We start from the raw sequence: 11786 nt of genomic DNA, 5'->3' as shown, positions 1-11786 counted from the left end.
TCGCCGAAGGGGTTGATGGCATCGCGCATGCGCTGCAGCGCGGCCGGCTCGGCCAGCAGCTGGCCGACGCGGGCCACGATGCGGGCGCCGTCGGTGCCCACCAGCTCGCCGGCGCCGGCTTCGATCAGCTCGGGCCGCTCGGTGGTGTTGCGCAGCACCAGCACGGGGGTGGACAGGGCCGCGCCTTCTTCCTGGATGCCGCCCGAATCGGTGAGCGCCAGCGCGCTGTGCCGCAGGCACCACAGCAGCGCCGGGTAGTCCAGCGGCGGGCACAGCGTCAGCCGGCTGGCCAGCGCCGGCGGCAGCTGGCCCAGCTCGCCACGCACCGTGTCGGCCACCGCGGGATTGCCGTGCACCGGCCACACCACCTGCAGCGCTGGGTGCTGCGCCAGCAACTGGGCCACCGCGCGCGCCACGTCGCGGATGCCTTCGCCCCAGTTCTCGCGGCGGTGGGCCGTCACCGTGACCAGCGGCTGGCCGGCCAGGCGGGCGCGCAGCGCGTCGATCTCGGGCGGCAGCACCGGCCGGCCCTGGTCCAGCAGCATGCCCAGGCGCTGGCAGCCGCCCAGTGCGGCGTCCACCGCGGTGTTGCCCACCTGGTGGATGCGGGCCGCGGCAATGCCTTCGGCCCGCAGGTTGGCGGCGGCGCCGGCGGTGGGCGCGAAGTGCCAGTGCGCCAGCCGGGCGGTCAGCTCGCGGTTCTTTTCTTCAGGAAAAGGTTCGCGGGCATTGAAGGTGCGCAGCCCGGCTTCCACGTGGCCGATGGGCACGTCCAGGTAGAAGGCCGCCTGCGCCGAGGCCCAGGTGCTGGTGGTGTCGCCATGCACCAGCACGGCCTGCGGCTGCGCGGCCTCGAACACCTCGGTCAGCTGCTCCAGCAGCAGGCTGTTGAGGTGGGCCAGGCGGCCGTTGCGGCGCTCCAGCGTCAGCCGGTGGGCGGGGTGGATGCCGAAGAACTCGTACAGCGTCTCGGCCATGTCGGCGTGCTGGCCGGTGTGCACCCAGGCCACCGGCAGGCCGGCGGCGCGCAGCGCGTCGTACAGCGGGGCCATCTTGATGATCTCGGGGCGGGTGCCGACCGAGATCAACACGGGGCGGGCCGCGTCGGGGCGGGTGGGCGCAAGCATGGGCGGCAAAGCGGCGGGTAGGGAGGGATCAGGGCGCGGCCGCCAGCACGGGCAGCCGCAGGTCGAGTTGGGTCACGTCGCGCGCGGTGATGCGCCACTGCGGGCCTTCACGCACGATCTCGGCATCGCCGGCCAGCAGCGCGGGCTGGCCATAGCGGCCGGCGGGCAGCAGCCAGCTCATGTGGTGCAGCGATTGCGCGTGGCGTGCGGTCAGGCGCAACGCGGCGCCGCCTTCGGCCGCCACCTGCCAATCCACCGCCAGGCGCTGGTTGGCGAATTCGGCATGGGCGGCCATCGTGGTCCAGCGCAGCTGGCCGGCGTCCACCAGCCGGCGGGTGTGGCGCAGCCAGCGCGAAAACGCATCAGGAAAGATGGCGATGCCCGGCGGGTGGAAGTACACCAGCCGCACGGTGCGCTGCTGGGCGCAGTAGTCGGCCACGTCCACCAGCCAGGCGGCCACGTCGTCCTGCGGAATGCCGGCGGCGCTGGCTTCTTCGAACGCCGCATAGGGCCCGTAGCTGAGCACCGGAAAGGCCCACATGTCGGGCGGGCTGCGCTGGCCGTCCTGGTAGCTGCGGGTGGGCGGCATGCCGATGTCGCCGGTGAAGTAGTAGGCGTGGATGCCATGCGCGCGCAGCCAGGGCGTGACCCAGGCCGGGTGGGTGCCGGTGGGGGCCGAGTACTCGCGCACCGTGCGGCCGCTGGCCTGTTGCACCACGGCCGAGTTGCGCTCGATCAGCTCGACCGAGGCTTGCACCGACTGCGTTTCCACCAGCCGGCCGAAGCCGTTGTGGATCCAGCCGCCGTGGCTGCCTACCTCGTCGCCGCGCTCGATGAAGCGCCTGACCCAGGCCTGCATCGCCGGGTTGTGGGCCAGGTCGATGCCGCCGCCGTCGCCGGGCACGTCCACGTCGGGGCCGGCGGTCAGGTGCATCGAATAAGGCCCTTGCTCGAAGGCGCCCAGCGCGCCCAGCTTTTCCATCGCCGGCTCGGCGCGGGCCGAGTCGATGTGCCAGTTCATCACCAGCGCGCCGCGGGCATCGGGCATGGAAGCCAGCTGCGGCAGACCCACCAGTTCCTGCGCGAAGTAGCGCAGGAAGCTGTGCATGAAAAAGCCGTCGGTGCGCAGCTTGAGGTAGGTCAGCGGCAGGTTGACGAACAGCACCTGGCCACGGCCGGCGGCGTGCACGCCGGCCAGCACGGTGCTGCCTTCGCCATGCATCAGGCGCCGGCCCTCGAAGCGGCCTTCGGTGACGAAGACCGGGTAGCGCAGCCGGCCATAGGCATAGCTGGAAACGGCCAGCTCCTCGCCATCCACCGGCGCCGGCTGGGCCGAGGTGAGCGGGCTCTTCAGGTCCTCGCGCATCAGCTTGCCGGGCGGCAGCCGCAGCAGCGGCACGGCCACGGTGTCCATCCACGCTTCCTGCTCGCGCAGCATGTGCTCGCGCAGCTGGCCATACAGCCCATAGCGCACGCCGGCCAGCGCCGACAGCCGCGACTGCCCCGGGTGGTAGTGGCCGTCGAGGTCGGCGATGCCGGCGTCGTGCACCAGCATCAGGGCTGCGCCGGCTTCCACCTGCGCCTGCAGCGCATCCACCAGCGCATCGTTCATCTGCCGGTGCACCGAGTCGGGCACGATGAGGGCGGCGGCCGCCTCGCCGGCCAGCGGCCGCAGCAGCGAAGAAGCCGGCCGCACCACGAGCGGAAAGCCGGTTTCTTCGGCCGCGTCGCGCCAGGCACGCACCCGCACGTCGTCTTCCGACAGGCCGTCGGGCACCAGCAGCGTCAAGTGGGTGGGCACGCTGGGCCCGCCGCGCCACCAGGCCGCCAGGCCGAAGCTGGCGGCGGCCACCAAGCAGGCCGCCACGGCCAGCACCAGCAGCCCGCGGTGCAAGCGGGCCTGCCGCCAAAAGGCCGGCAGCGCCATCAGATGGCCGCCTTCCAGGCGGCTGCCAGCGGGGCGGTGGGTGGCAGCGCATCGGCGGCTTCGGCCGGCGTCTGCAGCGCGTGCAGCGGCCCGGCCAGGCCTTCGGCCCAGCCGGCTTCCACCGCCCACACGGTGCCGTGCACCTGCACGCCGGCGGCCACGTCGATGCGCGGTGCCGTGACCGTGGCGGGCCGACCGGGGGCGCCGATGCGGCAGCCGCGGCCCAGGCGCACCGAAGTTTCAGAGGCCACCACGCCTTGCACCACGCAGCCTTCGCCCAGCGTGATCGCCCCTTCGGCGATCACGTTGCCGTCGATGCGGCTGCCGGCGCCCACCACCAGCGCGCGTCGGGCCTTGAGGCTGCCGCGTGCATGGCAGCCTTCGCCCAGCTGCACCGTGGCCAGGCCCACCAGATCGCCCTGCCAGCGCCGGCCCGGCGGCATCTGCAGCGGCCCCTGGGCCACGCCGCGACCGGTGACTGGGTGCCAGGCGATGGGCAGATGGGCCTCGGGCTCGGGCAGCGTGTCGGGCAGGGGCTGCGCGGGGGCGCCTGGCGGGCCGAACTGCAGCTGCGGCGCATGCAGCAGCTGAAAGCTGGCACGGCCCTGCACGGCCAGCAGGGCATCGGCGGTGCAGCGGCCTTGCAGCACGGCGTCGTCGGCCACCTGCACCTGCGGCGCATGGGCCCAGCGCAGCACCTGGGTGCCCGGCGACAGCCACAGCCGCTGGCCGGCCAGCAAGGCGCGGCAGGTCCTGCCGGCGGCGGTGTGCAGGTCGGTGTCGGCGGCCACTTCGGCATGGAAGGCGATGCCCTCGGGCAGCTGCGCACTGCCGGCCACCGACCAGACGCGGTCGCTATGGCCGCGAGTTCGCTCGTCGGCGTTCAGCGGCCAGGCGCCGGGTGGCACCTCGGGCAGGCGCACCAGGGCCTGATCACCCAGACGGTCGGCGCCCTCACGCAGCGCTTGCGCCAGCCGCTGCGCAAATCGCCGCGCCAGCAGGTCGGGATCGAGCGCGTCCTGTGCGTCGATGTGCAGCGGCGTCGCGTCGCGCGGGCGGCGCCATTCGGCCAGTGCCGGCAGCATCGGCAACAGCAGCACCACGGCCGTCAGGCTGAACAGCGCCAGCCAGGTCATCACCACCGTCATGGTTCAGGCCGGGGTCTGGCGCGAGGCGGGGGCGCGGTAGCGCACCGTCTTGTCCCACTGGAAGCCCTTGCCCGGCAGCCGGTCCAGCAGCAGCTGCTCCAGCACGCCGCGGAAGATGGCCACCGCACTGACCAGAAAGCCCAGCCAGTTGAAGGCCAGCAGCCGCACCCGCTGGTGCGAGCGGTCGAGGTGCACCGCCGCCGCGATCTCGAAGAAGGCCGCGAAGTTGCCCAGCGCGCTGTGCCCCATGAAGGCCAGCAGCAGCAGCGCCGGCGTGGTGACCTGGGCGGTGACGCTGAAGTACAGCAGCAGGCTGATCACCCAGCCCAGCATCAGCAGCGGCGCCATCAGGTACACGCCCAGCAGCAGCACGCCATCCAGCCGCTCGGTCAGCGACAGGCCGCGGCAGCGCAGCAGCGCCAGGCTGTGGCGCACCATGGCCTGGTTGTGGCCCTTGGCCCAGCGCTTGATCTGCCGCACCCGCACCGCCCAGTTCTGCGGCACCTCTTCATAGCACTCGGCGCGGTTGTGGTAGACGGTGCGCCAGCCGCCCAGCAGCAGCCGGTAGGTGAGGTCGGTGTCCTCGGCCAGCACGTCGTCGTGCCAGCCGCCCACCGCGCGCAATGCCGACAGGCGGATGCCGCCCACCGTGCCGCCGTACTGGGGCACCAGGCCCAGGTTCATGCGCGCCTGCTGGTCCACCTGGTAGCCGCCCGAGCGCTCCAGGTCCAGCAGCCGCGTCAGCAGGTTGGCGCCCACGTTGTCGGGGATCACGCGGCCCATCACCGCGCCCACCTCGGGGTCGGTGAAAGGCGCCATCAGGCGGCGGATCAAGCCGCGCGAAGGCAGGTAGTCGGCGTCGAAGACGATGATGAAGTCGGTGTCCACCGTCTCGGTGGCGTCCTTCAGCGCAGCGGCCTTGCCGGGCTTGCCGCCGGTGCGGTGAAAGGGGCGGATGCGGCCAGGGTAGCGGGCCACGCACTCGTCGATGATCTCGCGCGTGCGGTCGCTGGAGCGGTCGTTCACCGGCACCACCAGCATGCGCTCGGGCGGGTAGTCCACGCCCATCAGGTTCTCCAGGCAGCCGGCGATCACCGCCTCTTCGTTGTGGGCGGCCACGAAGATGGTCACGCGCGGCCAGTCGGCGCTGACGATGCTGGCGTACGGATGGCGCTGCGCGCCGAACAGCCGGTTGACGGAGAACAGGTAGTGGCGCAGCGTGTAGACGGCCAGCAGCGCCAGCAGCAGCGTCATGCCGCCGGCCAGGCTCCAGGCCCAGGTGCTGCCCATCGGGCTGGCCAAGCGCACGCTGGCCGCTGCCGGCACGCCGCTGGCGCTCCCAGGCAGGCACGCCAGCGCAACGCCGCAGACCGCCAAGGGCCGGCGCCACCTCAATCCCATGATTCCCCCCGGTCCCGCACGTTACTGCGGCTGATCGCAGTCGTGACTTCTGATGTGTCTAATGACAGGGAATGTAAAAGTTTACGTCGGGGTGGGACACCAGTCCAACCAGGGGATGGTCAACGGCGGTGCTTGGCGCTAGCCGAAGGTGCAGCTCAGCGGTCGAAGTCCACGCCGTCGCGGCGCAGCACCCGCATCACGCTGGCCAGATGGGCGCGTGCGCTGGCGGGGTCGCCTTCGCGCATCTGCGCATGGGTGCGGCGCGCCACGTCGTCAGGGATCGGCTGCAGCGGCCGGCCGCTGGCCATGGCCTTGAGCTGCACCTCGGCGGCGCGCTCCAGGTAGTACAGGTCGTCCCAGGCTTCGGCGATGCTGGGGCCGGTGACCATCACGCCGTGGTTCTGCATGAACAGCACGTCGGCAGTGCCCAGCGCGGCGGCCAGGCGGTCACCTTCGGCGTTGTCCAGCGCCAGGCCGTTGTACTGCGCGTCCACCGCGATGCGGCCATGGAACTTCAGCGCCGTCTGGCCCGCGAACAGCAGCGGCGGGCCTTGCAGCATGGCCAGCGCGGTGGCATGGGGCATGTGGGTGTGGAAGGCGGCGCGCAGCCGCGGCTGCGCCAGATGCAGCCGCGCATGGATGTAGAAGGCCGTGGCCTCGGGCTGGCCGTCGCCGTCCAGAACCTGCCCGTGCAGGTCGCACACCAGCAGGCTGCTGGCGGTGACTTCCTCGAACGCCAGGCCGTAGGGGTTGACCAGGAACAGGTCGTCTCGGCCCGGCAGCAGCGCCGAGAAGTGGTTGCAGATGCCTTCGGCCAGCCCCTGGCGGGCGGCGGCGCGAAAGCACGCGGCCAGCTCCAGCCGGGTCTGGCGCACGGCGTCGGTGTCCAGCGGCGGCAGGTCGCTGCGGGTGGGCAATGGCTGCGTGGCGCTCAGGGTATGGGCCATGGTCGTGCTCCTTCTTGGCGGCGTGGACCTTACCAGCCCAGGGATTCGAACAGCGGCGGCACCTCGGCCAGCGTGCGCACGGTGGCGTCGGGCCGGTAGTCGGGCAGCGGCTGGCGGCCGGTGCCGCGGTCCACCCACACGCAGCGAAAGCCGACATCGCGTGCGGCCGCATGGTCCAGGTGCGGGCTGGCGCAGATGTGCACCACCTCGTCGTGCCGCACGCCCAGCTGGGCATGGGCGTGGTCGAACAGCCGCCGGTGGGGCTTGTAGGCGCCGGCCTGCTGCGCGGTGATCACGCGGTCGATCGGCCCGCCCAGCTGGGCCACGTTGCCCGCGATGATGTCGTCGTCGGTGTTGGACACGATGGCCAGCCGGTGGCCGCGGGCCTTGAGCCGCTGCAGCGCGGGCACCACCTCCGGAAACGGCGGCATGGCGCCGATGCGGTCGGTCAGCAGGCCGATGTCCTCGGGCTGCGTGGGCAGGCCCAGCGCCTGCAGCGCCAGCGCCAGGCCCTGGCCGGCCACCTCGCGGAAGGGGCGGTGCGGCGGCGTCTGTTCCAGCGCATGTTCATGGTGGTCGTACAGCGCGATCAAGCGGTCGGGCGCGATGTCGTGCGCGGGCTTGCGGGCCAGCAGCTCACGCACGGCGGCCAGCAGGCCTTCGTCCCATTGGATCAAGGTGCCGTAGCAGTCGAAGGTGAGCCACGAAGGGCGGGGCATGGCGGAGAGCGGCATGGACAGGCAGTGGCTTTGGTTGTCGATGCGTCAGCATGCCCAGCGGCCGTCACATTGGGACCCGCGGTGCCGAGCGGGTGCACCGCACCCAGTCCACCGTCAGCCAGCAGATCCAGAAGCTGGAAGAACGCGTGGGCCGCCCGCTGCTGGCGCGCGACCGCAGCGGCAAGCAGGCGCGACCCACGGCCGATGGCGAACTGCTGACGCACTACGCCCGCCGGCTGCTGGCCATCGCGCAAGAGGCTGAAGATGCGCTGGCCCGGCCCGCTGCTGCACCCACGCTGCGACTGGGCGTGCCCGAAGACATGGACGCCCGCCGGATGTCGGCGCTGCTGGCGGGCTACCAGGCCACCCGGCCGGGGGTGCGGCTGGACACCGTCAGCGGCATGAGCAGCGACCTGCAGCGACAGCTGGCGGCGGGCGAGCTGGACGTGGCGCTGATGAAGCGCGAGCCCGGCAGCGGCGACTGCATCGCCGCCTGGCGCGAGAAGCTGGTGTGGGCCGTGGCCGCGTCGGCCGATCGCGGACTGTGGGCGCGCGACGCGCCGGTGCTGCTGGTGCTGTTTCCGCCGGGCTGCATCTACCGGCTGCGCGCGCTGCGCACGCTCGACCAGGCCGGGCGGCCCTGGCGCCAGGCCTTCGGCAGCCACAGCCTCACCGGCATCCAGGCGGCGGTGGCCGCGGGGCTGGGCCTGTCGGTGCTGCCGGCCGCCGCGCTGCTGCCTGAGCACCGGGTGCTGCCCGCATCGGCCCGGCTGCAGGCACCGCCGCCCAGCGAGCTGGCCTTGGTGGCCGGCGTGTTGCCGCCCAGCCTGGCATTGCGGCGCCTGTGCGACTACCTGGTGGCGGCGCTGGAGGCTCCGCAGGCGCGTTGAACGCGCAGCGGCTCAGGCCGCCAGCCGGTGTTGGTACAGCGGCCGCTCGCGGTCTTCCAGCAGCTGGTCCAGCTCGTCGAGCGAATGCGCGCCGGGCTGCAGCCAGGCGTCCACATGCTCGGGCTTGAGCGGCACGATGCAGCGGTCGTGGCCGGCCGCCGCCACCTCGGGCGGCGGCTCGTCGGTCACCGCCGCGAAGGACAGCAGCGACTGGCCATCGGCCCCCACCCAGCGCGACCACAGGCAGGCCACCAGCATCTCGCGGCCATCGGCCGGCACGAACTCCAGCACCACGTTCTGGCCGTCGCGCTGCACGTTCTCGAAGAAGCGGTCGACGATCATCACGCCGTGGCTGACGCCGAACACGCGGCGCCAGAAGCTGCCGCGCAGGTTGTCGCGGCGGGCGTTGTAGGTGCCGGGGTAGCGGCGGTCGTAGTCTTCGGGCACGCCCTCGGGCCGGCACTGGTAGCGCATCGGCCGCAGCACGCGGCGCCCGCCCTCCATCACCATCACCGGCGCATACCAGCCGGGGTAGATGCGCGCATCACGCGGCAGCGGCTCGGTGCGCTGCAGGTCATCGAGCCAGCCCTTGATCTGCGCGATCTTGGTGGTGGCGATGCGCTGGTCGTCCTGCGCCTTGCGGGTGGGCCTGGCGGCCAGCTGCTGCTCGGCCTTGACCAGGCGCGCGCGCTGCGCAAAGAGCGCCTGCTGCCATTCGGTTTCCTGGCGCGCGTTCGATTCGCGGATGTAGCGGGCGATCAGACGTTCATCGTCGGTGCGTGGGTCGCGCACGAAGCCCAGGTCCATCGCCTTGGGCGTGCGCGGGCGCTTGTGGGCGCCCAGTATTTCTTCCGGCGCCCAGCGCCACCAGAACAGCTGCACGAACTCGGCCACGCTGATGTCCACGCCCCACTCGCGCACGTAGCGATGGTGCTCGGCCTTGATCATCGCGGAATAGCACATGGGCGCAATGTAGCGCGCCGCTGCTGTGCCTCACTCCAGCTTGAGCCCCTGCCGTTCCACCACCTGCCGGTACACCGCCAGCTCGGCGCGGATCTGGTCGCCAAAAGCCTCTGGGGTGTTGAGCACCAGCTGTGAGCCCGTTGCTTCGATGCGCTTTTGCACGTCGGGCAGGTGGGCCGCCTTCTGCACCGCGGCGGCCACCTTGTCCACCACCGCGCGCGGCAGGCCCTTGGGGCCGACGAGGCCGTAGTAGGCCATGCGGTTGACCGGCTCGAAGCCCGCCTCCTTGAAGGTGGGCACGGCGGGCAGCTGCGGCAGCCGCTGCGGCGCCGCCACCACGATGGGCACCAGCTGGCCCGACTGGATGAAGGGCAGGGCCGAGGGCAGGTTGTCGAACACCATGGCCACCTGGCCGGCCACGGTGTCGTTGAGGGCCGGGCCCGAGCCACGGTACGGGATGTGCGTGACGAAGGCGCCCGACAGGCTCTTGTACAGCTCCATCTGCAGGTGGCCGATGGAGCCGGTGCCCGCGGTGCCGAAGCTGTACCTGCCCGGGTTGCGCCGCAGCACCTGCAGGAAGGTGGCGGGGTCGCGCGCCGGAAAGCTGGGGTGCACCGCGATGACGTTGGGCGTGGCCGCGATGTTGATGATGGGCGTGAAGTCGGCCACCGGGTCGTAGCCGATGCGCGGGTTGAGGGCCGGACCGGCCGCCGTGGTGGACACGGTGGCCATGCCCAGCACATGCCCGTCGGGCGGCTGGCGCATCAGCTCCAGCGCGCCCAGCGCGCCGCCGGCGCCGCCCTTGTTGTCGACGATCACCGTCTGCCCCAGCGCCTCGCCCAGCCGCTGGCCCACCACGCGGGCGATGATGTCGGTGGTGCCGCCGGCGGCAAAGGGCACGATCAACCGCACCGGCTTGCTGGGGTAGCCCTGTGCGCGGGCCGGGCCGATCCACAGGCTGGGTACGGCCGCAGCCAGGGCCCAGCGCAGGCTGTTTCGGCGGGTGGTGGTCATCGTGCGTCTCCGGGGTGGTGGGGGGAATGGGGGATGGCAGGCGGCAGCGGCCAGGGCTGCCGCCGGTCCAGCAGGTGTTGCGGGCCCAGCTGCCCGCAGTGGTCGAGGCCCAGCATCGCCAGGTTGCGGTCGACCTCGGCGCGCAGCAGGTCGATGGCGGCGGCCACGCCGGCCTCGCCGTCCACCGCCGCGGCGTAGTTGAAGGGCCGGCCGACGAACACCGCCTGCGCGCCCAGCGCCAGGCCCTTGAGCACGTCGGTGCCCCGGCGCACGCCGCCGTCCAGCATCACCGTCATCTGCGGGCCGGCGGCCTCGGCGATGGCGGGCAGCATGCGCAGCGGCGCCACCGCCCCGTCGAGCTGCCGGCCGCCGTGGTTGCTGACGATGACGCCGTCCACCCCGTGCTGGCGGGCCAGCGCCGCATCGGCCGGGCTGAGCACGCCCTTGACCACCAGCGCGCCCTGCCACTGGCGGCGTATGGCGGCCAGGTGCTGCCAGCTGAAGTGGTCGCGCTGCGAAAAATCGCGCTGCACGCGCGACGACAGGATGGGTGCACCCCGCTCGGCGAACGAGTTCTCGAAGTGCGGCATGCCCCGCGCCAGCAGCGTGCGCAGCAGCGTGCCGCACAACCAGCGCGGGCGCACCAGGCCGTCCCAGGCCAGCCGCAGGCTGGGCCGCAGCGGCGTGGAAAAGCCCGCCCGCAGGTTGTTCTCGCGGTTGCCCGCCACCGGGATGTCCACCGTGACCACCAGCGTGCGCACGCCGGCCGCTGCAACCCGCTGCAGCAGTGCGGTGATGCGTTCAGGCGTGCCGGGCAGGTAGGCCTGGAACCAGGTGTCGGGCGCGGCGGCCAGCACGTCTTCCAGGGGGGTGAGCGACGAGCCGCTGAGCACCGCCGGAATGCCGGCCCGCGCCGCCGCCCGCGCCAGCGCCACGTCGGCGCCAAAGGCCGACAGCGCCGCGATGCCCATCGGCGCGATGCCGAACGGGCTGGCATAGCGCTGGCCGAACAGGCTCACCGACTGCTGGCGCTGCGACACGTTGCACAGCACCCGCGGCACCAGCGCCAGTTCATCGAAGGCCTGGCGGTTGTCGGCCAGCGCGCGGTTGTCTTCCGCCGCGCCCGATACGTAGCCGAAGATCGGCCGCGGCAGCACACGCCGGGCCGCGGCCTCGAAGTCGTCCAGCGACAGCAGGTGCCGGGTGCGGCCCCCGCGGCGGCTGCCCTGGAAGGCAGCCCAGGCGTCGGGCGCGGGCGGCGCCGCAGCGGCAGCAGGGTTCAGGGCTTGGGTCACGGCGGTGGGCGGGCGGTGGTGGATGGGCCGCAGTGTGCGCAGCCTGAGGCACCCTGAAAAGCGAATTGATTCGACAATCCACGTTCGCTTTTACGACACCCCACCATGACCCTCAAGCAGCTCGAAGCTTTTTACTGGGCCGCCACCTGCAGCAGCTTTGCGATGGCGGCCGAACGGGTGCACTTGTCGGTGTCGTCCTTGTCCAAGCGCATCGCCGAACTCGAGGCCTCCCTGGGCCAGCCCCTGTTCGACCGCAGCGGCCGGCAAGCCGCGCTCACCGAGGCCGGCCAGCGGCTGCTGCCTCAGGCCGGCGCGCTGCTGCAGCAGGCCGATGCGCTGCGCCAGGACATCGGCG

At 72.3% G+C, this 11786-nt stretch carries 11 protein-coding genes; 2 read left to right on the top strand and 9 right to left on the bottom strand.

Annotation, left to right across the window (positions count from 1 at the left end; genetic code table 11):
• The 6 genes from wecB to ABNT58_RS04315 form a co-directional block, all read right to left on the bottom strand.
• The coding region (wecB, locus tag ABNT58_RS04340) for a UDP-N-acetylglucosamine 2-epimerase (non-hydrolyzing) (RefSeq protein WP_348752283.1) at window positions 1–1127 on the bottom strand (1127 nt) is incomplete at its 3' end.
• A gap of 28 nt (window positions 1128–1155) precedes the next feature.
• A complete protein-coding gene (locus ABNT58_RS04335) occupies window positions 1156–3054 on the bottom strand; it encodes a hypothetical protein (RefSeq protein ID WP_348752282.1) in 1899 nt (632 codons plus the stop codon).
• On the bottom strand, window positions 3054–4202 hold the full coding sequence (locus ABNT58_RS04330) for a polymer-forming cytoskeletal protein (RefSeq protein ID WP_348752281.1): 1149 nt from the start codon (window positions 4200–4202) through the stop codon (window positions 3054–3056). Before ABNT58_RS04330 ends, ABNT58_RS04335 begins: the two co-directional genes overlap by 1 nt.
• 3 nt (window positions 4203–4205) lie before the next feature.
• On the bottom strand, window positions 4206–5456 hold the full coding sequence (locus tag ABNT58_RS04325) for a glycosyltransferase family 2 protein (protein WP_348752284.1): 1251 nt from the start codon (window positions 5454–5456) through the stop codon (window positions 4206–4208).
• Window positions 5457–5758: 302 nt separating this feature from the next.
• Window positions 5759–6550, bottom strand: coding sequence for an aldolase (locus ABNT58_RS04320; protein WP_348752280.1), 792 nt, complete (start codon window positions 6548–6550; stop codon window positions 5759–5761).
• 29 nt (window positions 6551–6579) lie between these two features.
• Window positions 6580–7284, bottom strand: a complete 705-nt coding sequence (locus ABNT58_RS04315) for a haloacid dehalogenase type II (protein WP_348752279.1) — start codon at window positions 7282–7284, stop codon at window positions 6580–6582.
• Between the two features lie 35 nt (window positions 7285–7319).
• Here ABNT58_RS04315 and ABNT58_RS04310 point away from each other — a divergent pair, with 35 nt between their 5' ends.
• On the top strand, window positions 7320–8159 hold the full coding sequence (locus ABNT58_RS04310; RefSeq protein ID WP_348752278.1) for a LysR family transcriptional regulator: 840 nt from the start codon (window positions 7320–7322) through the stop codon (window positions 8157–8159).
• A 12-nt stretch (window positions 8160–8171) separates the two neighbouring features.
• Here the strand turns inward: ABNT58_RS04310 and ABNT58_RS04305 are convergent, their stop codons facing one another.
• The 3 genes from ABNT58_RS04305 to ABNT58_RS04295 are packed head-to-tail and all read right to left on the bottom strand — an operon-like array spanning window position 8172 to window position 11431.
• Window positions 8172–9122, bottom strand: coding sequence for an SOS response-associated peptidase family protein (locus tag ABNT58_RS04305; RefSeq protein WP_348752277.1), 951 nt, complete (start codon window positions 9120–9122; stop codon window positions 8172–8174).
• A gap of 30 nt (window positions 9123–9152) precedes the next feature.
• Window positions 9153–10136 (bottom strand): tripartite tricarboxylate transporter substrate-binding protein, encoded by a 984-nt coding sequence (locus tag ABNT58_RS04300; protein ID WP_348752276.1) that lies wholly within the window; start codon window positions 10134–10136, stop codon window positions 9153–9155.
• Window positions 10133–11431, bottom strand: coding sequence for an alpha-hydroxy acid oxidase (locus ABNT58_RS04295; protein ID WP_348752275.1), 1299 nt, complete (start codon window positions 11429–11431; stop codon window positions 10133–10135). The genes ABNT58_RS04300 and ABNT58_RS04295 overlap by 4 nt, the downstream gene beginning before the upstream one ends.
• Before the next feature lie 105 nt (window positions 11432–11536).
• Between ABNT58_RS04295 and ABNT58_RS04290 the strand changes: the two genes are divergently transcribed.
• On the top strand, window positions 11537–11786 hold a 250-nt coding region (locus ABNT58_RS04290; RefSeq protein ID WP_348752274.1), incomplete at its 3' end, for a LysR family transcriptional regulator.

The sequence above is a fragment of the uncultured Aquincola sp. genome, assembly GCF_964001545.1.
In the GTDB taxonomy this organism is placed as follows: Bacteria; Pseudomonadota; Gammaproteobacteria; order Burkholderiales; family Burkholderiaceae_C; genus Aquincola.
The sequence above is the reverse complement of the archived record's forward strand: the minus strand, read 5'-3'. Positions and strand labels throughout refer to the sequence as shown.

Coding starts and splice junctions, on each gene's coding strand:
- ABNT58_RS04310 (WP_348752278.1), top strand. CDS start 7,320: ATGCCCAGCGGCCGTCACATTGGGACCCGCGGTGCCGAGCGGGTGCAC.
- ABNT58_RS04320 (WP_348752280.1), bottom strand. CDS start 6,550: ATGGCCCATACCCTGAGCGCCACGCAGCCATTGCCCACCCGCAGCGAC.
- ABNT58_RS04325 (WP_348752284.1), bottom strand. CDS start 5,456: ATGACGCTGCTGCTGGCGCTGCTGGCCGTCTACACGCTGCGCCACTAC.
- ABNT58_RS04335 (WP_348752282.1), bottom strand. CDS start 3,054: ATGGCGCTGCCGGCCTTTTGGCGGCAGGCCCGCTTGCACCGCGGGCTG.
- ABNT58_RS04305 (WP_348752277.1), bottom strand. CDS start 9,122: ATGTGCTATTCCGCGATGATCAAGGCCGAGCACCATCGCTACGTGCGC.
- ABNT58_RS04300 (WP_348752276.1), bottom strand. CDS start 10,136: ATGACCACCACCCGCCGAAACAGCCTGCGCTGGGCCCTGGCTGCGGCC.
- ABNT58_RS04330 (WP_348752281.1), bottom strand. CDS start 4,202: ATGACGGTGGTGATGACCTGGCTGGCGCTGTTCAGCCTGACGGCCGTG.
- ABNT58_RS04315 (WP_348752279.1), bottom strand. CDS start 7,284: ATGCCGCTCTCCGCCATGCCCCGCCCTTCGTGGCTCACCTTCGACTGC.